The 22,407-nt window shown below is 60.4% G+C and carries 28 protein-coding genes and 1 pseudogene; 14 read left to right on the forward strand and 15 right to left on the reverse strand.

The window, feature by feature from the left end; all coding sequences use genetic code 11:
- Positions 1-126: 126 nt before the first annotated feature.
- The 9 genes from VGK14_RS05800 to merT all read right to left on the reverse strand — a co-directional run bounded on the left by VGK14_RS05800 (position 127) and on the right by merT (position 6,057).
- Complete coding sequence (locus VGK14_RS05800; RefSeq protein WP_331507996.1) at positions 127-981, reverse strand: formylglycine-generating enzyme family protein; 855 nt, start codon at positions 979-981, stop codon at positions 127-129.
- Between the two features lie 3 nt (positions 982-984).
- A complete protein-coding gene (locus VGK14_RS05805) occupies positions 985-1,209 on the reverse strand; it encodes an SHOCT domain-containing protein (protein ID WP_331507997.1) in 225 nt (74 codons plus the stop codon).
- 21 nt (positions 1,210-1,230) lie between these two features.
- Positions 1,231-2,175: an NHL repeat-containing protein gene (locus VGK14_RS05810; RefSeq protein ID WP_331507998.1), complete on the reverse strand. Its 945-nt coding sequence runs from the start codon at positions 2,173-2,175 to the stop codon at positions 1,231-1,233.
- A gap of 53 nt (positions 2,176-2,228) precedes the next feature.
- Positions 2,229-3,125, reverse strand: coding sequence for a transporter (locus VGK14_RS05815; RefSeq protein WP_331507999.1), 897 nt, complete (start codon positions 3,123-3,125; stop codon positions 2,229-2,231).
- A 3-nt stretch (positions 3,126-3,128) separates the two neighbouring features.
- Entirely contained in the window at positions 3,129-3,461 is a 333-nt protein-coding gene (locus VGK14_RS05820; RefSeq protein ID WP_331508000.1) for a heavy metal-associated domain-containing protein, read from the reverse strand.
- A gap of 62 nt (positions 3,462-3,523) precedes the next feature.
- A complete protein-coding gene (gene merA, locus VGK14_RS05825) occupies positions 3,524-5,173 on the reverse strand; it encodes a mercury(II) reductase (protein WP_331508001.1) in 1,650 nt (549 codons plus the stop codon).
- On the reverse strand, positions 5,170-5,415 hold the full coding sequence (gene merF / locus VGK14_RS05830; RefSeq protein WP_331508002.1) for a mercury resistance system transport protein MerF: 246 nt from the start codon (positions 5,413-5,415) through the stop codon (positions 5,170-5,172). The genes merA and merF overlap by 4 nt, the downstream gene beginning before the upstream one ends.
- Position 5,416: 1 nt before the next feature.
- Entirely contained in the window at positions 5,417-5,695 is a 279-nt protein-coding gene (gene merP / locus VGK14_RS05835) for a mercury resistance system periplasmic binding protein MerP (protein WP_331508003.1), read from the reverse strand.
- Complete coding sequence (gene merT / locus VGK14_RS05840; RefSeq protein ID WP_331508004.1) at positions 5,692-6,057, reverse strand: mercuric ion transporter MerT; 366 nt, start codon at positions 6,055-6,057, stop codon at positions 5,692-5,694. The genes merP and merT overlap by 4 nt, the downstream gene beginning before the upstream one ends.
- 70 nt (positions 6,058-6,127) lie before the next feature.
- Here merT and merR point away from each other — a divergent pair, with 70 nt between their 5' ends.
- Positions 6,128-6,547 carry an Hg(II)-responsive transcriptional regulator gene (merR, locus tag VGK14_RS05845; RefSeq protein WP_331508005.1) on the forward strand — a complete coding sequence of 140 codons (420 nt, stop codon included), beginning with the start codon at positions 6,128-6,130 and terminating at the stop codon, positions 6,545-6,547.
- Positions 6,548-6,616: 69 nt separating this feature from the next.
- Here merR and VGK14_RS05850 read toward each other — a convergent pair whose 3' ends face one another.
- From VGK14_RS05850 to VGK14_RS05870, 5 genes are all read right to left on the reverse strand, one after another.
- On the reverse strand, positions 6,617-7,303 hold the full coding sequence (locus VGK14_RS05850; RefSeq protein WP_331508006.1) for a haloacid dehalogenase type II: 687 nt from the start codon (positions 7,301-7,303) through the stop codon (positions 6,617-6,619).
- 59 nt (positions 7,304-7,362) lie between these two features.
- The gene (gene flgB / locus VGK14_RS05855) at positions 7,363-7,983 is read right to left on the reverse strand and encodes a flagellar basal body rod protein FlgB (protein WP_331508007.1); all 621 of its coding nucleotides are present in this window, start codon (positions 7,981-7,983) and stop codon (positions 7,363-7,365) included.
- Between the two features lie 69 nt (positions 7,984-8,052).
- Positions 8,053-8,310 carry a glutaredoxin 3 gene (grxC, locus tag VGK14_RS05860; RefSeq protein ID WP_331508008.1) on the reverse strand — a complete coding sequence of 86 codons (258 nt, stop codon included), beginning with the start codon at positions 8,308-8,310 and terminating at the stop codon, positions 8,053-8,055.
- 40 nt (positions 8,311-8,350) lie between these two features.
- Positions 8,351-8,608 carry a zf-HC2 domain-containing protein gene (locus tag VGK14_RS05865; protein WP_331508009.1) on the reverse strand — a complete coding sequence of 86 codons (258 nt, stop codon included), beginning with the start codon at positions 8,606-8,608 and terminating at the stop codon, positions 8,351-8,353.
- A 16-nt stretch (positions 8,609-8,624) separates the two neighbouring features.
- The gene (locus tag VGK14_RS05870) at positions 8,625-9,194 is read right to left on the reverse strand and encodes a sigma-70 family RNA polymerase sigma factor (protein WP_331508010.1); all 570 of its coding nucleotides are present in this window, start codon (positions 9,192-9,194) and stop codon (positions 8,625-8,627) included.
- A 250-nt stretch (positions 9,195-9,444) separates the two neighbouring features.
- Here VGK14_RS05870 and VGK14_RS05875 point away from each other — a divergent pair, with 250 nt between their 5' ends.
- The 6 genes and pseudogenes from VGK14_RS05875 to VGK14_RS05900 all read left to right on the forward strand — a co-directional run bounded on the left by VGK14_RS05875 (position 9,445) and on the right by VGK14_RS05900 (position 15,831).
- Positions 9,445-9,657: a DUF2934 domain-containing protein gene (locus tag VGK14_RS05875; protein WP_331508011.1), complete on the forward strand. Its 213-nt coding sequence runs from the start codon at positions 9,445-9,447 to the stop codon at positions 9,655-9,657.
- 14 nt (positions 9,658-9,671) lie between these two features.
- Positions 9,672-10,430, forward strand: a complete 759-nt coding sequence (gene tpiA / locus VGK14_RS05880; protein ID WP_331508012.1) for a triose-phosphate isomerase — start codon at positions 9,672-9,674, stop codon at positions 10,428-10,430.
- Between the two features lie 156 nt (positions 10,431-10,586).
- Positions 10,587-10,744: pseudogene (locus VGK14_RS05885) on the forward strand (mercuric transporter MerT family protein); the annotation flags it as partial.
- A 79-nt stretch (positions 10,745-10,823) separates the two neighbouring features.
- Positions 10,824-11,036 carry a DUF2934 domain-containing protein gene (locus VGK14_RS05890; RefSeq protein ID WP_331508013.1) on the forward strand — a complete coding sequence of 71 codons (213 nt, stop codon included), beginning with the start codon at positions 10,824-10,826 and terminating at the stop codon, positions 11,034-11,036.
- A 42-nt stretch (positions 11,037-11,078) separates the two neighbouring features.
- Positions 11,079-13,139 carry an amylo-alpha-1,6-glucosidase gene (locus tag VGK14_RS05895; protein ID WP_331508014.1) on the forward strand — a complete coding sequence of 687 codons (2,061 nt, stop codon included), beginning with the start codon at positions 11,079-11,081 and terminating at the stop codon, positions 13,137-13,139.
- Positions 13,117-15,831, forward strand: coding sequence for an MGH1-like glycoside hydrolase domain-containing protein (locus tag VGK14_RS05900; protein WP_331508015.1), 2,715 nt, complete (start codon positions 13,117-13,119; stop codon positions 15,829-15,831). Before VGK14_RS05895 ends, VGK14_RS05900 begins: the two co-directional genes overlap by 23 nt.
- Positions 15,832-15,848: 17 nt before the next feature.
- Here the strand turns inward: VGK14_RS05900 and VGK14_RS05905 are convergent, their stop codons facing one another.
- Positions 15,849-16,751, reverse strand: a complete 903-nt coding sequence (locus tag VGK14_RS05905; protein WP_331508016.1) for a LysR family transcriptional regulator — start codon at positions 16,749-16,751, stop codon at positions 15,849-15,851.
- 199 nt (positions 16,752-16,950) lie between these two features.
- On the opposite strand from VGK14_RS05905, the gene VGK14_RS05910 reads away from it, so the two are divergent.
- From VGK14_RS05910 to VGK14_RS05940, 7 genes are all read left to right on the forward strand, one after another.
- Complete coding sequence (locus VGK14_RS05910; RefSeq protein ID WP_331508017.1) at positions 16,951-17,823, forward strand: peroxiredoxin family protein; 873 nt, start codon at positions 16,951-16,953, stop codon at positions 17,821-17,823.
- 48 nt (positions 17,824-17,871) lie between these two features.
- Positions 17,872-18,609, forward strand: coding sequence for a class I SAM-dependent methyltransferase (locus tag VGK14_RS05915; protein ID WP_331508018.1), 738 nt, complete (start codon positions 17,872-17,874; stop codon positions 18,607-18,609).
- A gap of 38 nt (positions 18,610-18,647) precedes the next feature.
- Positions 18,648-18,920: a hypothetical protein gene (locus tag VGK14_RS05920; protein ID WP_331508019.1), complete on the forward strand. Its 273-nt coding sequence runs from the start codon at positions 18,648-18,650 to the stop codon at positions 18,918-18,920.
- 76 nt (positions 18,921-18,996) lie between these two features.
- Positions 18,997-19,824: a phosphate ABC transporter substrate-binding protein gene (locus VGK14_RS05925; protein ID WP_331508020.1), complete on the forward strand. Its 828-nt coding sequence runs from the start codon at positions 18,997-18,999 to the stop codon at positions 19,822-19,824.
- Positions 19,787-20,659: a phosphate ABC transporter permease subunit PstC gene (gene pstC, locus VGK14_RS05930; RefSeq protein WP_331508021.1), complete on the forward strand. Its 873-nt coding sequence runs from the start codon at positions 19,787-19,789 to the stop codon at positions 20,657-20,659. Before VGK14_RS05925 ends, pstC begins: the two co-directional genes overlap by 38 nt.
- Positions 20,652-21,509: a phosphate ABC transporter permease PstA gene (gene pstA, locus VGK14_RS05935; protein WP_331508022.1), complete on the forward strand. Its 858-nt coding sequence runs from the start codon at positions 20,652-20,654 to the stop codon at positions 21,507-21,509. The genes pstC and pstA overlap by 8 nt, the downstream gene beginning before the upstream one ends.
- Positions 21,506-22,366 (forward strand): phosphate ABC transporter ATP-binding protein, encoded by an 861-nt coding sequence (locus tag VGK14_RS05940; RefSeq protein ID WP_331508023.1) that lies wholly within the window; start codon positions 21,506-21,508, stop codon positions 22,364-22,366. Before pstA ends, VGK14_RS05940 begins: the two co-directional genes overlap by 4 nt.
- Positions 22,367-22,407 lie beyond the last annotated feature (41 nt).

Consider the following 22,407-nt stretch of genomic DNA (forward strand, 5'->3'; position numbering starts at 1 on the left):
CGTATATCGAACCCACTTTATGCACGGTAAGCCCGTCCCTAAAGTAAACAAGGCATATGCATTAGCTCCATGCGGGGGGCAGGTAGAAAAGCTGAAATCAAGCAGATGCTCGATAAACTTTAGACACTACTCCCGCACCAGCCGGAAGCCGATGAGGATGTGCTTGAGGTTGGGCGGGCGCGTATGGCGCGCAGCAGGACGGCACACTCCGCAGCCCTTGTCGTCCCATGAGCCGCCTTTGACCACAGCATTACTGTTAACGTCGGTGTCGGCCGTCCATTCGTAGACCTGGCCTGCGGCATCGAGCGTGCCGAAAGGGCTTGATCCGGTTGTATGGCTGTCCACTGGTGTGGTGTCAAAAGGCCCGCGATCTGCGCTGTTGAGACGTGAGGGGTCGTACTCATTGCCCCAGGGGAAATAAAATCCTTGCGTGCCGCGCGCGGCTTTTTCCCATTCCGCCTCGGTGGGCAGCCGCCAAGCATGGCCGGTGGCCTTGCTCAGCCATTGTGCATAGGCCTCGGCATCGGATGCGCTCACTAGCACGACGGGGTGAAGCACACGCCCCTGCGGCGGTTTTCCATTGCGCCAGGCGTACCGGCGGGTTTCGGCGAAGGAATGCCGCAATCCGTAGCGCTCCCAGGTACGGCGATCTACATCGGGCGCGCGATGGCCCGTCGCTCGCACGAATGCTGCATACTGGGCATTGGTGACCGGCGTGGTCATAATGGCATAGGCGCCGGTTTCAGTGATGCCGCGTGGACGTTCTCCTTCATACCACTGCTGCGTGCGGGTGACCGGACTGCCGTAGGCCGCTTCATCCAGCGCGTAGGCGTAGTCGCGCTCGGCGCGATCCGAGCCCGACACGAACGGCCCGGCGGGGATTTCGATCACGTCAGGCCGGGGAGGCTGTTGCGCCCATGCCGCAGGCAGGGTGGCTGCCAGCAACAGCAGCGCTAAAGTTATGCGAAATAAGTGCGGCAAAAGTCAGTCTCCCAGATCATGCTTCTTCTGGTCGAATTCGTCTTTATCTATCTCGCCGCGGGCATAGCGTTCCTTGAGAATGTCGAGCGGCCCGGATGCGCCGCTGGATCCCAGCAGCATCTTCACCAGCAGAACGATGCCGACGATCAGCAGTATCCAGAACAGCGACATGCCAATCATGCCGAGCCCCATCGCACCCCAGCCATAGCCATCCATATGTCCCCACATCGCCGTTCTCCTTTCAAGTCATTAAAGCACCGACTGCCGCCATTTTTGTATTCGGTTGTTGCCGAAATCGACTGCGAAAACCGTTCCGTCGCCGGCCACGGCCACGGCGATGGCATGATCAAACTGCCCCTTGCCGCTCCCTTTTGCGCCGAAACTTGTCAGGAATATGCCCTCGGGGGAGAATTTCTGAACCCGGTGATTGTAGAAGTCGGCGGCGTATACATTGCCTTTCCCGTCAATGGTAACGCCGGTCACCGTGGCAAACCAGCCCCTGAACGGGCCGAAGATATTCATCGCGAAGGGGCCGCCCCACTTGCGAAGAAAAGCGCCGTCGGCGCCAAACGCCTGTATCCGGTCATTATAGCCATCCGCCACATAAAGTGTCCGGCCGGGGCCGAAAGCCACGTCGGTTGGGTAGTTGAACTCGCCCGCCCGGATGCCGATCTTGCCCGTCACTCCCCACTGGCGCACAAAAGTGCCACCTGCCCTGAGCTGCTGGATGCGCTGGTTGTAGAAATCCGCGACCAACAAGTCGCCGGTGGGCGCTACGGCTATGCCGCCGGGAGCGTTGAATTGGCCGGGGCCGTTGCCGGATTGGCCGATGATGCGTTTGGTCTGGCCGTCGAGACTGAAGATCTGAATCCGGTCGTTGAAATACTCGGCCACATAAAGCTCGCCGGCGTGAACCGTGAGATGCATGGGGCGGCCAAGCTGGCCCATGCCCTTGCCGGGCGTGCCGAATTGCCTTTTGAAGCGGCCGTCTAGGTCGAAGACCTGGATGCGGCCGTTGCGCGAGTCGGAAACGAACACTTCATCGCCGGCGACGGCAATTCCAGTCGGATCGTTGAACTGCCCCGGCGCGCTGCCTTTGCCGCCCCATGCGGTTACGAACGCATAGGGCGCTTCCTTCGCCGAAGGCACAAACGCGAGCCAGCCGCCTGCCACGAGAACCGCCAATGCGAACACGATGTTTCTGCCCCACCTGAATACCGTTCGTAGCTGCATTTGCCATTGGCCTTTCAGAAGTTGATGCGGAAACCCGCGGTCAATGCATAATCGTTTTTGAGCGCCGTGCCGTTGAGGTGCTGGATGACTGGAATCTGCACACCGGCTTCGGCGATCCATTTGCGGGTGACGTATTGCACGCCGGGGGACAAGAACAGGGTAGTGCCGCCTGAGTTCAGGTTATTTGCACCGTCGACACGATCTCTGGCTGCGTGCACGAGATTGGCTTCAAGGACGCCATAGAGAAAGGCGGGAACACCTACCCCCAAGTTACGCGGCCATAGGCGGTACTGGAGCGAGCCGTCGATTTGCAAAACGTTGCCGGTCTGGAAGCCGTTGGCTTCGCGGTTGGCCTTGTAGCTTACTTGGCTGTCAATTTGAAAAACCAGAGTCTGGTAGGTGAGCACAGCGCCGCCAAGCGCATCCCATGAACCGGAACCAGGTTGAACCGGCGGAGGCAGACGTCCTAAACCGTCGCGAGCGTTATCCTCACCGGTCGGTGCTTTCACGCCCAAGAACGGCGCGATACGAAAGGTTCGCCCAGGCGCGTTGTATTCGTATGCGGTGTAGCGGCCCAGCAAGGTGAGATCACCAACGCCCGATTGACGACGGGTGAGATCCTGTCCGCCCATGCTCATATCCAGGCGCTTGTCGAAATAGGGCAGCATGCCGAACAGCGCGAAATTTCGGTTTACCCCATAGCCCAGCACCGACACCAACCCGGTCACTTCCATATCACGCTTGGCAGGTGTGGGATCGTCGGCATTCTTCATGAAGATGAACTGCTCGCGCAGCACGTATCCGCCCTCGTACACCGGAAGCGCTGTGTTGAAGGTGATCGGCGCGCTCCAGGCCGCCGGGCTGCACATCCCCAGGACAAGCAAAACGCTTCCCGCAATCAGCGGTTTCATCGCTTATTTCTCCAGCTTGCCTTGCGGGGCAGCCCGTATCTGTTCGAGGCTGCGCAGGCTGAAGCCGGCGTCCTGCACCGCTTTTTGGGCCGAGGCCGCATCGAGCGCTGCGTCTTCCGCCATGGTGACGGTTACCGTGCCGGAAGCGATGTCGACTTCGACCCGTTGGACGCCCTTGACCGCTCCCAGTTTTTTCTCGATGCCATAGGCGCAGAACGGGCAGGAGAGGCCATCCACGCGAAGCAGCCAAGCGGCTTGAGCGGCCAGCGCGCTTGATGTAAACAAGATAAGGATCAATGCGATAGCCATACGTTGCCGGATTGTCCTGATCTTCATGGCGGTCTTCCTTTCGCGTTCAATAGATGCAAAATCCGGCAGCAAACCGTTCTGTTTGGCCGTTATCCGGCACAGCAGGACAGTTGCTTCACATCCCTGGTGAAGGTCTGCGCAGCGAGTTTCAGCCCCTCCACCATCGTCAGGTAAGGGAACAACTGGTTGGCGAGTTCATGCACCGTCATGCGGGCGTGGATGGCGATGGCTGCGGTTTGAATAATTTCGCCTGCTTCCGGGGTCACCGCCTGCACGCCCAACAGCCGACCACTGCCGCTTTCCGCGACCAGCTTGATGAAGCCTCGGGTATCGAAATTGGCCAGTGCGCGCGGCACGTTGTCCAGTGTCAGGGTGCGGCTGTCGGTTTCGATGCCCTTGAGGTGCGCTTCCGCTTCGGACAAGCCGACTGTGGCTATCTGCGGATCGGTGAACACCACGGCCGGCATGGCGGTCATATCGAGAGTGGCATCGCCGCCGGTCATGTTGATCGCCGCGCGGGTACCCGCTGCTGCCGCCACATAGACGAATTGCGGCTGGTCGGTACAGTCGCCGGCGGCATAGATATCCGGTGCGCTGGTGCGCATGGTCCTGTCGATAGCGATGGCACCCTGTGCATTGACTGCGATGCCTGCAGCCTCCAGCGCCAACACGCGCGTGTTGGGTGCCCGGCCGGTGGCGACCAGCAGCTTGTCGGCGCGCAGTTCGCCGTGCCCGGTGGTGAGCACGAATTCGCCATCCGCATAGGCGACGTTGCTGGCCTGGGTGTGTTCCAGCACCTCGATGCCATCGGCACGGAAAGCCGCCGTGACGGCTTCGCCGATGGCCGGATCTTCGCGGAAGAATAAGGTGCTGCGCGCCATGACTGTGACCTTGCTGCCCAGCCGGGCGAACGCCTGGGCCAGTTCCACTGCCACCACCGATGAGCCGATTACAGCAAGACGCTCAGGAACCGTGTCACTGACCAGCGCTTCGGTGGAAGTCCAGTAGGGCGTGTCATTCAGTCCCGGGATTGGTGGAACGACCGCGCTCGCGCCGGTAGCGATTAGGCAGCGGTCGAACACGACTTCGCGTTCGCCGCCATCGTGCAAACGCACGATAAGATGATGGCCGTCCTTGAAATAGGTTTCGCCGCGCAGCACGGTGATGCCCGGGGTGCTATCCAGGATATTTTCGTACTTGGCGCGTCTGAGTTCATCCACGCGCGCCTGCTGTTGGACGAGCAAGCGGTCGCGCCTAACAACTGGCACTGTTGCTGAAATGCCATCGTCGAAAGAGCTTTTCCGGCGCAGATGGGCGATGTGGGCGGCGCGAATCATGATCTTGGACGGCACGCAACCGGTATTGACGCAGGTGCCACCGATGGTGCCGCGCTCGATGAGGGTGACATGCGCGCCTAGTTCGACCGCCTTCAGCGCCGCCGCCATTGCGGCTCCGCCGCTGCCGATGATGGCAACGTGCAGGCGGCTTGCGCTGTCGCCTGGCGAAGAAATTCCATCCATGCGTTCCGTGCCGGCTTCAGTGAAAGCGGCTCGATAGCCCAATGCCGCGACGGCGGCCAGCACTTGACCGCGATCGACGCCTTCGTCAGCCGCCACGTCCGCCTTGCTCTCGTCGTAGAAAACAGAGGCTTTGCGCACGCCCGGCACTTTTTCCAGCGCCGCCTGCACATGCGTCGCGCAAGAAGCGCAGGTCATGCCGTCGATCCTGATTGCGATCATTTCTTTTCTCCTTCACGGGTTGAAGCGCAACATTGGTCCGCTTCGCGCTGCCGCCGAACGGCATAAATCACTAGCGCGACGAACACAACGAGCACGGGCAGCAGCACGACATCCAGATAACCGGTATAAGCCGCCAGCCCGACCGTGCCAAACAGGATGACCAGAATCGGGGTGAAGCAGCACAGCGCCACCAGCACCGTGCCGATCACGCCGACACGCAGCAACATTTTCGGGTTGGTCATTTCAGCGTACCTCCGTGGATGGATAGCCGGCGTTTTGGGTCGCGTGGATCAATACCTCTACGCTGGTTCTGGTATCGTCGAAAATGACAATGGCTTCGCGCTTCTCGAAACTGACCTCGGTCTTGGTCACGCCTTCAACCTTGGTCAGTGCCTTTTTCACTGTAATCGGACAGGCGGCGCAGGTCATGCCGGGCACTGACAACGCGACGGTCTTGGTGGCCGCCCAGGCAGGTACGGTGATGAGGAAGGCGAGCGTGAATGATGCGAACAGTCTTTTCATGATGGACTCCAATCAGTAGAACAGGGGAGGAGGTAGGGGAAGCCTAGCGTCATCAGCACCAGCGCTGCCACTACCCAGAAAATCATCTTGTAAGCAGTGCGTACCTGCGGAACTGCGCAGACATCGCCCGGTTTGCAGGCTCGTGCCGGGCGAAAAATGCGCCGCCAGGCAAGAAGCATCGACACCAGCGCCACGCCGATGAAGATCGGCCGATATGGTTCCAGTGCCGTCAGGTTGCCGATCCAGGCGCCGCTGAAACCCAACGCCATCAGCACCAGCGGCCCCAGGCAGCAGGTCGAGGCGAGGATAGCCGCCAGCCCCCCGGTAAAAAGCGCGCCCCGCCCCGGTTGTAGCTCAGACATGTATTTTCCTTTCACGGAACTCCGAAACGGCTTAAGATTACTTCCGTAGTCAGGTACGGAGTCAAGTGATATGAAACATCATCAGGACGGTCTGACCATCGGCGCATTCGCCAAGGCGGCCGGAGTCAATGTGGAGACCATCCGGTTCTATCAGCGCAAGGGCCTGCTGCTTGAGCCGGACAAGCCCTATGGGGGCATACGCCGTTATGGGGAAAGCGACGTTGCGCGGGTGCGATTCGTGAAATCCGCGCAACGGCTGGGGTTCAGCCTGGATGAGATTGCGGAGCTATTGCGGCTGGATGACGGCACCCACTGCGATGAGGCGCGGGCGCTGGCGGAGCACAAGCTCAAGGATGCGCGCGAGAAGCTTGCCGACCTGCATCGGATCGAGTCCGTCCTTGCGCGGATGATTGACGACTGCTGCGTTAACCAGGGGACTGTTTCCTGTCCGATCATTGCTTCGCTGCAAGGAAAACAACACTCGCGCTGAGGAAGGCAGTCAGAGGCAGGACAGCCCGCGCCCGGTTTCACCGGGCGTCAGGCCAGCCATTGAAATCATTCATGCCGTTATTGTCCCTGGAAGGCAGGAAAGATCCCGGATTTCTGCATTCGGGGTTGCCGGTATATTCTCCGGCGCATGGTTAAACCGGTTGCACCACAAAACCTGAAATCCGAACGCCTTGGCCGAGTAGGCGTCCCAGCCGTTGGAAGAAAGGTAACAGATGTTTTTTGCAGCCACACCCAGGCGTTCCGGGGCCATTTGGTAAACTGAAGGATGCGGTTTATAGACCTTTACCTCATCGGCCGATAATATCGCGTCGAACAAATCGGCGATGCCGGCATTCGAAGCCGCGGAAGCCAGCATTCCGGGCGAGCCATTGGACAAAACGGCGAGCCTCATGCCACCGCCCTTCAGGCGGCGCAGGGCGCCGGGTACTTCCGGATACGTACTCAACTCGAGATAAAGGCTCATCAGTCTTTCTCGCAGATTGCGGTCTTCGAGTCTCAGGGTCGACATGGCAAAATCCAGGGCATCGCCCGTCACTTGCCAAAAATCGGCGTATTGCCCGTTCAACCCCCGGAGCCAGGTGTACTGAAGCTGTTTGGAGCGCCACAGGTCGGATAGGGGTTGCCACTGCTCACCGAGTCCAGCCTGCGCGCCACGGGCAACGCTGCTTACGTCGAAGAGGGTGCCGTAGGCGTCGAAGACACAAGCCTCGATGCCAGCGAGTTCAAGCGGTTTCATGTTTATGTCCTTTATATTGTTGTTTATATTAGGGGTCTTCCCTCTGAGGGCGCCGCAGATCATTTCAAGTCGTTCAGCAGTTCTCTCATCATCTTGAAGCGACCCCCCACGCGGTCAAGAGAGAATTGGTACTTGAGTGCATTCTCGGAAAATTTGGCTTGCTCGACCTGCATATCCACCGTGTTTCCATCCAGACTCGGTTGCAGCGGGATGCGGTATTTGATCGGAAGGCGGGATTGCCCCGAAGATGTCTGCCCGGCAAGGTGTTCCGGGGATGTGGCTGCCATGGCGAGCGGTTCTCTTCCGGCCTTCACCTCCTGCAACACAGCTTCAACATCGATGTCCACCGCCTTGTAGTTTGGGGTATCGGCATTGGCGATGTTGGATGCCAGCAGTTGCTGTCGCTGCGCACGCAATCCAAGGGCTTTTTCGTGGAAAACCTGTTTTCCTGCGACGGGCTGCTGGCTTGGCTGTTGGTTTGTCAGGGGGATGTGCCCGGAATTCGATTTGGCAGGCTCTGCGCTTATGGCATCTTTTCCATTCGGCGAACCCGGGTATCCCGGGATCGAAAATGCCGGTGGCATTCCTGGTCCGCCGGATGCGGCAAGGTTGGAACGGGCATGGGTGTTTGCCGCGGGTAAAGAGGGTGTCGCTGCGTTTATTCCGTCAACCGGACTCACGTCGTTTCCTTTTACTTGCGAGGCCGCCGGCAACCCGCAGCTGAATGGCCCCGGCGCCTACCCGTCAGTTCAGGCATTCAACAGGTGGTTCAGTTCGCCGGAACGGTCCAATGCCTGCAAGTCGTCAAAACCGCCGACATGGCGATTCCCGATATAAATCTGAGGCACGCTGCGCCGACCCGTGCGCTCCATCATCTCCGCACGTTTTTGCGGATCGATATCGACACGGACAAACGAAATATCCTTAATGCCCCGGCCATGCAGCAACTGTTCGGCCGCACGGCAATAAGGGCAGGTCGCGGTGGTATACATCACAATATCATTCATGATCGGACTTTCTTTACTTGTTAGGCGGGTTAAGGTTTCTTTAGTCTTTCCGGGCTTGAACATCTTTTAATGCGCGGAAAATGCGCTGCCTGGCTTCGTCGGAAAGGCGCAGGTCTTTGCAATGCCGGCACTTTCCAAAAGAGCGGGCAGCCTTGCGCAGCAAGAAAGTCTGGCTGGAAAAATTGGTGCAACCATCGCATATGAAGAGGTGCAGTTTCAGCGCCATTCTCTTGCCGAACGGTAGCTTTTCGTCCATGGCCCGCGACATCAATGCGCTTGCTTGCTTGCAGTTCAACATGGCCTTGTTTCCTTGATCATTTCATCCAGTTCATATCCAGGCATTTGCCGAGGGACACTCGGGCGCGGTGCATCAGCACCCATACATTGCTCTCGCCCAGCGAGAAGCTTTCGCGTATTTCCTCATTGCTCATGCCATACATTTCCCTGGCCAGAAACACTTCCGCCTGTTGCGACTTGAGTCGCGACAGGCACTGTTCAAAGATGTTCCAGAACTCCTTGCTCTGCAGCGCCTCATCCGGGCTAGGATAGGCATTGGGCATCTCGAACCAGCGTCCGGCCTGGTCGAAGAAGTCATCGATGCTGTCCCCGCTGCCGTCGTCCCCGACCAGATCGGATGCCGCAATCTCGCGTCCCTGACGACGCCAGTGATCGATCATCCTGTTTTTGAGGATGGTGGTGAGCCAGGTTCTGACCGAAGCCTGTGCTGTAAATCCTTCCCGAGCTGCCACAGCCGACAGCAAGGTGTCCTGCACCATATCCTCCGCCAGGGCGACATCCTTTAACTTCAACATCGCGTAGCTGAAAAGGTAGTCCGCATGCTCCTCAAGATGTGCGATCGAGTTCGTAACATTTTTTTTCGTCATGGTCGTTCATGCTCGCCTGTCACTGGAAAGCGCCAGTTTAACAGTCGTCGACAGAACGCGTTAAGTCCGTTCCTCGTGATTAAACGGGCGGAGACTGGATTCCTTACAACCATATGCGATTGCCAGTGTCGGTATCTCGATGGGCTCCAAAATTGCGGGATTTTCCTGTCAGGTTTGCCATGGTCTTGCGTCTAAACGTATGAGGGGCGGCAAGTTCAAAGCCGCTCACCCCAGGACAAGGAGAGTCAAAATGAATACCGCGACAACCCGATCTTCCGAAATTGGCAAGGCGGTCAATATATCTAAGGCATCCCGTGTGCACATTCCCGCCCTGCTGAAGCAGCGTATGATTGCGGAGATGACCTATCTCATTGCCAAAAATCGGGGGTATGTGCCAGGGTACGAATTGCGGGACTGGTTCGAGGCGGAGCGCCTCATCCGGGAGCAATATCCCGATGAATAAGCCGAAGAGTTTCTATGAGGCGTAAACTGGTCGTCGCCAATCGCAAGATGAACGGCAGCATCCCGGATAACCGGGCGTTCATGGCAGGTGTGGTGCAGGGCATGCGCGAACTTCGCAAGATAGACTGCGCGATCTGCGTTCCCCATCCCTACCTTTACCAGGCGCAGGTCTTGCTCGCGGACACGCCGGTCGCTTGGGGCGGCCAAAACATGAGCAGGCACGAATTCGGTCCCTATACCGGCTCGGTCGCCCCCGGCATGCTGGTGGAATTCGGCTGCAAATACGTCATCATCGGCCATTCGGAACGGCGCGAACGCGGTTATGAGAGCGACGATGCAGCGGGCGAGCGCTTCGAAATGGCGCTCAAGGCGGGCCTGACCCCCATCTTCTGCGTAGGGGAAACCCTGAGCGAATTCGAGGCGGGGATGACGGATAGCGTGGCCATCCGCCAGTTGAATGCGGTGGTCGATCACGTCGGTGTCCGGGGATTGGCCAAGGGTGTGCTCGCCTATGAGCCGATCTGGGCCATCGGCACCGGAAAATCGGCAACCCCGGAACATGCGCAGACCATACTCGCCTTTCTGCGCGGGCATGTCGCGCTACTGGATGAAACCGCGGCGGAACGCCTGCGCATCCTGTACGGCGGCAGCGTCAAGGCCGACAACGCGGCGGAGTTGTTTGCCATGCCGGACATCGATGGCGGGCTGATCGGTAGCGCCTCACTGGTGACGGAAGAATTCCTGACCATTTGCCGGGTGGCCGATGCCGCCTGATTTTCCTGCATCCTTCATGCATTTCATGACACTGAAATTGTCGTCTTCCCCATAACGGCGTATGCCGCCATGCGGCCTTGGCGAATGCGCCGATGCTCAGACCGTCCTGATGATGTTTCATATCGCTTGACTCAGTATCTGACTGCGGAAGTAATCTTAAGCAACCTGACGGTACTGGAGCCGTATCGGCCGATTTTTATCGGCGTGGCGCTGGTGGCGCTGTTTTGCGCCGGGGGAGTATCTTCCGCCCGATGCAAACCTGCAAACCGGGCGGCATTTGCGCGACCCCGCAGGTGCGGGCCACCTGCAAACTGTAAGGATGCGCGGACGATTTCGTCTAACAGTCATGGTGACATGACTCCCGCCACTTAAAACCAAGACGAGGAGAAGGAAATGAACGCAACCACATCCAAGTCGCCCCAAACGACTGTCGGCAGAAAAACTTCCGCAAGGCGCAAACAGTCAGTCCCCGCCAAATCGCGACAGGACATGATCGCGGAAACGGCCTACTACCTGGCGGAAAGACGCGGTTTCGCACCGGATTGCGAACTACAGGATTGGTTGGAGGCCGAGTGCATCATCCAGGAGCAGTTTCCAGAAGCATGATCACCCGGTAATTGCGGCACACACAAAACAAGGGAGGCCGTCATGACCTACGCACTTCCGCAAATAGTGCATCTGGGGCGGGAAATCTGCGGCAGGCTCGATCTCGCGGAACAGCACGAATGGTGGCTGGCGAACGGCAAGGGCGGGTATGCCGGCGGCACCGTGGCCGGCACCCTGACCCGCCGCTACCACGGGCTGTTGATCGCCCCGTGTCTGAACTCCGGGCAACGCCATTTACTGTTCGCCAAGGCGGATGCGGAACTGCTGGATGGGAACCGCGTCACGCCCCTGCACACCAACCGCTGGGGCAATGGCGCCGTGGAGCCGCGCGGACATCTCGCCATCGAATCATTTCACCTGGATGGCCGTATGCCGGTATGGCGCTACAACCTGGAAGGCATGCTGATCGAGGCGCGCATCTGGATGGAGCACGGCAGACACAGCACCCATCTCGCCTGGCGTCTGCTGGAAAATCCCGAGGATCGGGAAGTGCTGCTACGCGTGCGCCTGCTGACCAATGTCCGCGATCATCACGGCACCACTGGATTCGGGGATACTTCCCCCACCATCGTTGCGAACGATTACGAGCTGGATCTCATTCATGCCGGTTGCCATACCCTGCATTTTCGTTCCCGTTGCGGCGTGGTGGAGCGCGCGGATTTCTGGGCGGAGGATTTCGATCTGCCCGCGGAGCGCGAGCGCGGCCTGTCCGACCGTGACCGCCACCACTGCGTCGGCCACATGGTTTTTCCCATCCACGCCGGCCACTGGGTCGGCCTGACAGCCTCCATCGAGGAAGACGAACCACTCCGTTACACGATGGACGCGATGCGGCGTTTCCAGTCGCGCGACCTGGCCATGCTGACGCAGGCCAAGATTTCGGTGCCGGAACTCACGCAGGCGCCGGTCTGGATCGACCAGTTGATTCTGGCGGCAGACAGTTTCGTGATCCGCCATGAACAGAAAAACGGTAGCGGGCGCGATGCCATCGTGGCCGGCTACCCCTGGTTCGGCGAGTGGGGGCGCGACAGCATGATTGCGCTGCCCGGCCTGCTGCTGGCGACGGGACGTTACCAGGCAGCGCGCAACCTGTTGCTGGGCTATCTGCCGCTGGTCGATCGCGGCATGCTACCCAATTATTTTCCCGGCGACGGCGAAGCGGCGCAACACAATACGGTGGATGCCGCGCTGTGGTACATCGAAGCTTGGCGCGCCTATCTGGAGTCGTGCCGCGACCTGCCGTCGGTGGCTAAAGCCTGGCCGATACTGCAGCAGATCGTCGCGCATTATCGCGACGGCACCCGCCACGGCATCGCTGTGGACGCAGCCGACGGCCTGCTGCGTGCGGGCGAGCCGGGCGTCCAGCTCACCTGGATGGACGCCAAGGTCAATGACACCGTCATCACGCCGCGCATCGGCAAGCCGGTGGAGGTCAACGCCCTGTGGTACAACGCGCTGGAAGTGATGGCGCAATTTGCCCGGCGCCTCAAGGACGATGCGCGGAGCCGCGAATACGCGACAATGGCGGAGCGCGCGAAAGAGGGATTCCGGCGCTATATCCGGCCGGATCGCGGCGGCCTGCTGGATGTGCTGGACGGGCCGGACGGCGACGACGATAGCATCCGCCCCAACCAGATTTTTGCCGTCAGCCTGCCGTTCAGTCCGCTGGACAAGGAAACCCGGCACGATATCGTCTCCCAGTGCGCCAGATATCTGCTTACCTCCCGCGGCTTGCGCTCGCTTGCTCCCGTGCATTCCGGCTATCGCCCGCGGGTGCAGGGTGGGGTGTGGGAGCGTGACAGCGCCTATCATCAGGGCACGGTATGGGCCTGGCTGCTAGGGCACTACGCCTTGGCGGAATACCGGGTGAGCGGCGATGCGGATCTTGCACTGCTGCGGCTGGAGCCGATATTCGAACACCTCAATGAAGCGGGCCTGGGCACGGTGAGCGAGATTTTCGACGGCGACCCTCCGCACACGCCGCGCGGCTGCCCGGCGCAGGCCTGGTCGGTGGCCTGCACGCTGGAAGCCTGGTGGAAACTGCGCTGCGCCCAGATGCGAAGCAACAAGGAGACTCACCATGAGCATGCAGCACAAGCCTGACGATGGCCTGCTGGAGCGGGTCGGCGAATTTGCCCGTTATCTGCTGAACGGCGAGGCTTCGTCCGCCGAGTGTCGGCGCCTGGAAGCGCTGCGGCAGGGACAGGAGAACTGGCATCTGTGGGGGCCGTACCTGGCCGAACGCGCCTGGGGTACGGTGCGCGAGGATTACAGCATGGATGGCACGGCATGGGAGTATTTCGACCACGAGCAGTCCCGTGCCCGCGCCTACCGCTGGAGCGAGGACGGTCTTGGCGGCATCAGCGACGAGCAGCAGCGGCTGTGTTTCGCGCTCGCCCTGTGGAACGGCGTCGATCCCATCCTGAAGGAGCGCGCCTTTGGACTGACCGGCAACCAGGGCAACCACGGCGAAGATGTCAAGGAAGCCTATTTTTATCTGGACGCCTCTCCCAGCCACAGTTTCCTGCGTTACCGCTACAAGTATCCGCAGCACGCCTTTCCCTACCGCCAGCTGGTGGAGGAAAACGCGCGCCGCACCCGCGCCGACCAGCCGTTCAGCCTGCTGGATACGGGCGTTTTTGCCGACAACCGCTACTGGGATGTGGATGTGGCATACGCGAAGGCCGCGCCGGGGCAGATCCATATCCGCATCGTCGCCGCCAACCGCGGGCCGCAGCCGGCCGTACTGCACCTCTTGCCTACGCTGTGGTGCCGCAACACCTGGGCCTGGGGCGAGGGCGCCGAGGGCAAGCCGGAAATTGTATTCGACCAGGCGCCAGAAGGCGCGGCATGGGCGGTGCGCGCATCTATCGAAGGACTGGGCGAATACTATCTGTATGGCCGGCAGACGGCTTTGCCGCTGTTCACGGAAAACGACAGCAACGCCGAGACGCTGTGGGGCCGGCCCAACCGCATGCCTTACGTGAAAGACGCTTTTCATCGCCGTGTAGTGCATGGCGAGGAGGGCGCGGTCAACCCGGTGCACGCCGGTACCAAATTTGCCGCCTGGCATACCCGCACCGTGGAGCCGGGCGCCGATGTAACGCTGGAACTGGTGCTGTCCGAAAAGGCGCTGGCCGAGCCTTTTCACAAATCGGAAGAGATATTCGTTGCGCGCGAGCACGAGGCCGATGCCTTCTATCGCAGCCTGCTGCCCGACGACGATCGGGATCGCGCCATCCTGCGCCAGGCGCTGGCCGGCATGATCTGGAACAAGCAGTTCTACCATTACGACGTGGCGCGCTGGCTGGATGGTGACATCGTGCCGCCACCGGAATCGCGCAAAACCGGGCGCAACCGCCAGTGGCGGCATTTCCGCGCGGCGGACGTGATGTCGGTGCCGGATAGCTGGGAGTTTCCCTGGTTCGCGGCCTGGGATCTGGCTTTCCATGCGCTGCCGCTGGCGCTGGTGGATATCGATTTTGCCAAGCGGCAGCTCGAAATCCTGCTGCACGAGGATACCCTACACCCCAACGGCCAGATTCCCGCCTATGAATGGGCGTTCGGCGACGTCAATCCGCCGGTGCATGCCATGGCCGTGCTCAAGGTGTTCCGCATGGAGCGCGAACAGCGCGGGCATGGCGATCTCGGTTTTTTGCGCCGCGCCATGCACAAGCTTTTGCTCAACTACACCTGGTGGCTCAATGCCAAGGACAGCGAAGGCCACGGTGTGTTCGAAGGCGGCTTTCTGGGGCTGGACAACATCTCCGTCTATGACCGCTCGCAGCCGCTGCCGCCCGGCTACCGGCTGAAACAGGCCGACGCCACCGGCTGGGTGGCGATGTTCGCGCTCAACATGACCATGATTGCGCTGGAACTGGCAGTGGAGGAACCGGATTACGAGGATGTCGCCCTGCAGTGCTACAGCCAGTTCCTTACAATGGCCAACGTCATGGCGGGCAACGTCGATCACAGCCCGTCGCTGTGGGATGCCGAGGACGGCTTCTTCAAGGACATCATCGTCACCCCGGACGGCAGCCGCCACCGCATCGATGTGTTTTCCATGGTCGGCATCATCCCGCTGTTCGCCTGCGAGATTGTGGATGCACGACTGCTGGAAGCCTCGCCCAGATTTGCCAAAACGCTGATGGCGCACATGGGCGGCATGTTCGACGGCCACACCATCTGCGCCTGCCCGGCGCACACCAACGAACGCGGCGAACACTTGCTATCCCTTGCCAACCACCACATGCTGCCGCCCATCCTCAAGCGTTTGCTGAACGAAGACGAATTCCTATCATTGCACGGCATCCGCAGCGTGAGCCACATCCACGCCGCGCACCACGACCTGGGCTGGCTGCCTGCCATCGGTCGCGCGCTGATCGAGTACCTGCCGGGCGAATCGAATACCGGGCTGTTCGGCGGCAATTCAAACTGGCGCGGCCCGGTGTGGGCGCCGGTCAATTTCCTGTTGATCGAAACCCTGATGAAGTTCCAGCAATTCCTCGGCGATAATTTCAAGGTGGAAGTGCCGTGCATGGACAACCGCGAGATGACGCTACGTGAAGTTTCCTGCCTGCTGGCAGACCGCGTGGCAGGCGTATTCCGCCGCGATGAGAACGGCAGGATTCCCGCCTTTGCTGCCGACAGCCCGTACCAGAGCGACCCGCACTGGCGGGATCTATTGCTGTTCAACGAGTATTACCACGGTGAAACGGGGCAGGGGCTGGGTGCCGCGCACCAGACCGGCTGGACCGGACTGGTGGCGAATCTGTTGTTGATGAAAAGGCGCTAGGCGTCCCCTCCTCAATATCAATTCACACTTCTGCCTTCAATAAGTTCACGGTGGCTTAGAACCGCATTCGCGATAAATTCGGAAAAAACCCGCAATCGCGCCGTCGTGCGCATATCGGTGTGGGTAAGCAGCCAGAGATCGTAACTGGGTCGGGCCACGCCGGGCGGCAGGCGTTGTAATGTCGGTTCCGGGTCGCCCAGAAAGCAGGGCAGCATGCCGATACCCATGCCTGCCTTGGCGGCTTCAAACTGGAGCAGCAGGCTTTGAAAAGCTCCCTTGGCCGGGATGTGCGGGTAATCGCCGTTCTTGATCCAGGCGGGATAATCGCCACGCTTGACACAGTCGATCCAGCGCGCCGTCGCGCCGCCATCGAAGTCATGTTGCTTGACGTACTCCTCCGAGGCGTACGCCGCGCAGTACATGTTGGCCAGGCATTTTCCGACTAACCGATCGGGTGGCTTTTGGGTAAAGCGCAGGGCCACGTCCGCTTCGCGTTTGCTCAGGTCGAGCGTATCGAAAGCGATGTCGTGCGCAATCACGACTTCAAGCGAAATGTCGGGATAGCGCTTGGAAAATTCCGCCAGATGCGGCATGAGCAGATGCGTGCCCAGCACATCGACCATGGTCACCCGGATATCGCCGCTGAGTTGTTGATCCCGCCCCAATATGCGCCGTTCCAGGCCGTGTATTTCACTTTCCATCTGCTCGGCGACCGCCAATACCTCCTCGCCGGCAGTGGTGATGGCGTAGCCGCCGGGCGAGCGCTCGAACAAACGTACGCCGAGCCGCTTCTCGAACGCTTCGATGCGTCGTGCCACCGTGGAATGGCTGACCCCGAGCTTGTCCGCGGCGGCACGCACCGAACCGTGGCGGCTTAGCGCAAGAAAATGCTTGAGATCGTCCCAATCCAATGCAGTCACTTTTTTACCCTCATGCAAGCTGGGCGTCGGTGGTGGAATGCTAAAGCCTGGCGGCTACAGTTGGCTGCGTCAAGAAATATACTGTCACATTTTTGCATATCAGTTTATCAAATATTGATATTCCAATGCTTAATTCAGCCACCTATGATGGCTCCAGAAAGTGCAGGAAAGATATAACCCACCATCATTTTGGAGACCTATGATGAATCTGCTTAAATCGATGTTTATCAGCAATTACATGATGCTGGCGATGGCTATTGCCGGTTATGCCGGATGGATGCTTTACCAGGGCGGGAACCCAATCGCCTGGGGCGGCGTGATGCTGACTGCCGGCCCGCTGATGATGGTGATCAGCTGGCTCATGATGTTCAAAAACGTGGCGCGCACCAGCGCGCATTTTCCATTTCTCAACTTCCTGGGCGCAATCGGCACCGGCCTTGCCGTTTGGATCTGGTTCGGGCAGGGCGCAAGTGTCCTTGCCCCGGCATTGGCGATCGTCGGATGGGTCGGGTTTTTGCTGTATGCCTACTGGTTTTCAACTTATGGCGGGCGCATGCCTAGCGCAAAGCTCAAGGTTGGCTCTACCTTGCCCAATTTTACTGTCAGGAACGCCAGCGGTGCGGCGGTGACGTCGGCACAGTTGGCCGACAAACCCGCCATCCTGATTTTCTTTCGCGGCAACTGGTGTCCTTTGTGCATGGCCCAGATCAAGGAACTGGTAAGCAGATACAAGGACATCAGCGCTCTCGGCGTCCGGGTTGCCCTGATTTCTCCGCAACCGCATAGCAATACCGAGGCTCTGGCGAAAAAATACGGCGTGAACTTCGACTTTCTGACCGACGAGGAAAATGCCGCGGCACGCGCGCTGGGCATCGAACAGGCTCACGGCCTGCCGATGGGCATGCAAATGATGGGGTACGACAGCGAAACCGTACTGCCAACGGTCATCATTACCGACAAGAACGGCAAGGTGATCTGGACACATGAGACCGATAACTACCGTATTCGCCCCGAGCCAGACGTTTATCTGGAAGTGCTGCGCCGCCACCGGGTAGCTCCCGCTGCGGTCTAGAGACCGCTCGCGGCGACGGCGATTTGAATCGTCATACCGGGCGGAAGCATGCTCGAGCTATCCATCGGAACCTGGCGCGTCACCATTCGGCGGACAGTTCCGCAGACTACTGACCTGGCCCGCATGTACGACGCTGCTGCCTGGCTTTGGCATCCGATCCTGGGGCTGCTGGGCTACTCGCGGGCCTACGCCAGACTGTTCGCCGAACTGGCAAGCGATGGCTGGCTGGGGTGCCTGCGGGATGGCGCAAAGGTACTCGATGGCGGCATAGGCACCGGCGCGTTCAGCATGGCATTGACGAAAACCATTCCCAACGCACTCGAAATCCATGGCATGGACATTGCCCCGCGCATGCTCGCACGGGCTCGCGACAACCTCCGGCGTTCGGGGCTGACCGCGCAACTGCGTTACGGCAATGTCGATTGCCTGCCTTATGCGGAGGGCGATTTCGATATGGTAATGAGCGCCCACATGCTGGAACACAGCACCAATCCGTCCGAGACCGTCAGGGAAATGGCGCGCGTGCTGCGGGCTGGTGCACCCTTGTTGATCGTCACGACTCGCGCCGATCGAATCAGCGCATTGCATGGCTTGCGCTGGCGCTATCGGTCCGTCGAATCGCAGCAACTCCGGCAATGGATGTACCAGGCCGGCCTGTGCGACGTTAGGTGCTACGCACTGGACGGCGGCTTGTCCTTGCCCGGTCCGCTGAGCGAAGCCTACATCGGCCGAAAAATAACGGGGGGACGCGCTATCGCAAGCCACCCGAAGGAAATAAACACATGAACAACCACGATGGTGAAATGGTAGTTTTTCTGTAACTGATGAAACGCTCGGGTTCATCTGAGAAGAATCTATTACTTCATATCTGTAAGGTTATCGAATTTGCGCCGTTTAACCAAAACGGAGCTGAATGCGCGCCGTTCTTTTTACAACTTTATGAATCAACCAAGGAGTCTCAAATGTCTCATATGTGTAAGCTTGACGGTAAGTGCAGCGAAACCAAGGGTATGTGCATCCATGAAAAAATGATGATGATGGTTGCCGTGATCGTGATGCTCGGCGCAGCAGGACATTTTTGGCTGGGGCTGTTCTAATGTGCCTGCGGAGCCCCCGTGCGGGCTCCGTTGCCTGTCAGCCCAGAATTGTTCGTACTTGCCGGAGATTCCATTCATGAAACCGCTCGCAGCAATATCCGTCCTTAAAACTTTTGCCTTTGCCCTGATTCTGGCAGCAGCGCCGCTCGCGCACGCCGCCGAGCAGAAACTGGTGCTGACCGGTTCCAGTACCATCGCGCCGCTGGCGGCGGAGATCGGCAAGCGCTTTGAAAAGCTGAACCCCGGCGTGCGCGTGGACGTGCAGACCGGCGGTTCTTCCAGAGGCACCAATGACGCCCGCAACGGGCTGGCCGACATCGGCATGGCGTCGCGTGCGCTCAACCCGGAAGAAAACGACCTCAAAAGCTTTACCATCGCGCTGGACGGCGTCAGCGTGATTCTGCACAAGGATAATCCGGTCAAGGCGCTCACCAATCAGCAGGTGATCGACATCTACACCGGCAAGATCGCCAACTGGCGCGAGGTGGGCGGCAAGGACGCCCGCATCACCGTGGTCAACAAGGCGGAAGGGCACTCGACGCTGGAGCTTTTCCTGCACCATTTCAAGCTCAAGAACAGCGAGATCAAGGCGCATGTGGTGATCGGCGACAATCAGCAGGGCATCAAGACGGTGGCCGGCAATCCCGGCGCGATCGGCTATGTTTCCGTCGGCACGGCGGAATTCGAGGTGGGCAACGGTACATCGATCAAACTGCTGCCCATGGATGGGGTGGCCGCCACGGTGGAAAATGTGCGTAACGGCAGCTTTCCGTTTTCGCGCCCGCTCAACCTGGTGACCAAAACCGCACCGCAGGGGCTGGCAAAACGGTTCATCGACTTTGCCCGCTCGAAGGACGTGAATGATCTTGTCGAAGCCCAGTATTTCGTCCCCCTCGCGCGCTGATGCGCGCCTGACCGCGGCGCTTGCCCTGGCGGCAACCCTCGCCGTCGGCATTCTGCTGCTGATCGTGCTGTTCCTGCTGCGCGAATCTTGGCCGGTGCTGCAACGCGTGGGCGTGCTGCGTTTTCTGACTGACCCCGGCTGGCATCCGCTGGAAGGCATGCTCAACCTCGCACCGATGCTGGGAGCGACGGCGGCCTCGTCTCTCGGCGCCATCCTGGTGGCCGGGCCGCTGGGCGTTGCCTCGGCGGTGTTCGGCCGCTATTACGCGCCGCCTGCAATCGCCGGTCTGTTCCGGCGCATGGTGGCGCTGTTGGCGGGCATCCCTTCGGTGGTATTCGGGCTGTGGGGGCTGACCGTGCTGGTGCCGCGCATCGCCCAATGGCAGCCTCCGGGCGCCAGCCTGCTGGCGGGTATCCTGATCCTGGCGCTGATGGTGCTGCCCACGGTGGCGCTGACGGCGGAGGCCGCACTGGGCGCGGTGCCGGAAAGCTATCTGCGCGGGGCGGCAGCGCTGGGATTGCCGCGATCCGGCATCATCCTGGGTGTGGCGCTGCCCGCGGCGCGCGGCGGCATCGTCGCCGGTATCCTTCTGGCTGCGGCACGGGCGCTGGGCGAAACCATGGCGGTGCTGATGGTGGCCGGCAACGTGGTGCAGATGCCGGCCAGTCTGTTCGACCCGGTGCGTACACTCACCGCCAACATTGCGCTGGAAATGGCCTATGCCACTGGCGACCACCGCGCCGCGCTGTTCGTCTCCGGCCTGGCGCTGATGCTGCTGGTGGTGACGCTGGTTGCGGCTGCCGGCCGACTGGGAGGAAGGCAGCTGCATGGCTAGACGCAATCCCAGGTTTCTGCGCGATTTGCTGCTTGCGCTATTGGTCTGGGGTGTGGCGGCATCGGTGGCGGGCAGCTTTCTGTGGTTGGTGGGCGATATGCTGTGGCATGGCGCCGGCCAGCTTTCCTGGAATTTCCTCACGGCTGCCACCGAGAATGCAGGCCGCAGTGGCGGCATCGGCTCCATTCTGGTTTCTACCTTACTCATTCTGGCGGTGGCGATGGTCGTCGCCACACCGCTCGGCCTGGCGACGGCAGTACTGCTGTCGGAATTCGTTTCCCCCGGCAACCGCTTCGCGCAACTGGTCGGCTTGAGCCTGGACGTGCTGGCGGGTGTGCCTTCCATCGTGTTCGGGCTGTTCGGCATGGCTTTTTTCAGCGTGTTTCTGGGGCTGGGGTTCTCCATCCTTGCCGGCGGCCTGACGCTGGCCTGCATGGCGCTGCCCATTTTCATCCGTACCGCCGAGGCCGGCCTGCGCGCGGTGCCGGACGACTGGCGCCGTGGCGCCGCAGCACTGGGGCTGTCGCGCAGTGCGGCGCTGTCGCACATCCTGCTGCCTGCCGCCACTCCCGCGCTGGCAGCGGCGCTGATGCTGGGCATCGGCCGTGCCATGGCGGAGACGGCAGCATTGATATTCACCAGCGGTTACGTTGACCGCATGCCGTCCTCGCTTGCTGATTCCGGGCGGGCGCTGGCGGTGCACATCTACGACCTTTCCATGAACGTCGCCGGCGGCGACGCCAACGCCTATGCCACGGCGCTGGTGCTGGTCGTGCTCCTGATCGTCATCAACAATATCGCCTTGTGGCTGGCGCAAAACCTGTTGCAAAAGAGAATCGCCCAATCATGACCAAGACGCCTGAACCCTGCTGCACGCCGCAAAACGGGAGCGAAGCCTATACTGTCGGCCCTTTGCAATCCGGCCCTGCGTGCTGCGAACCGGAACCGGTGATCCGGGTGACGAACCTGTCGTTGCGCTACGCCGGCCAGCCGGCGCTGGAGAACGTCGCACTCGACATCTACCGCGGCTGCATCACGGCGCTGATCGGCCCTTCCGGCTGCGGCAAGACCAGTTTTCTCTCCAGCCTCAACCGGCTCACCGACCTGATTCCGGGCTGCACGGTGGAGGGTGGGATCGAGATCGACGGGCGCGACGTGCATGATCCAGATACCGACGTACAGGCGCTGCGCCGTCAGGTCGGCATGATCTTCCAGAAGCCAAACCCGTTTCCGCTTTCCATCCGTCGCAATATTCAAATGCCGCTGCGCGAGCATGGCGTGAGGGCATGCACAGCGCTCGAAGAAAAAACGGAGGCCGCGCTACGCGATGTTGGCCTGTGGGATGAAGTCAGGGACAGGCTGGACGCACCAGCCCTGGTGCTTTCCGGCGGCCAGCAGCAGCGCCTGTGCATCGCACGCGCGCTGGCGCTGCAACCGGAAATCCTGCTCATGGACGAGCCCTGCAGCGCGCTCGACCCACTGTCGTCCGGCGTGGTGGAGGATCTGATTCAGGATCTGCGCGGGCGCTATACCGTGGTCATCGTCACCCACAACCTGGCTCAGGCGCGGCGCATCGCCAACTACGCCGGATTTTTCTGGGCTAAAGAGCGCACCGGCACGCTGGTCGAGTTCGGCCAGTGCCGGCAGATATTCGAGGAACCGGCGCACGAACTCACGGCGGCTTATGTAAGCGGGATGCGGGGTTGAGCGGTAGCAGTACGCCGATTTTCGAAATCCTGCTGCATGGC

The organism is Novimethylophilus sp., from assembly GCF_036504375.1.
GTDB lineage: Bacteria > Pseudomonadota > Gammaproteobacteria > Burkholderiales > Methylophilaceae > Novimethylophilus.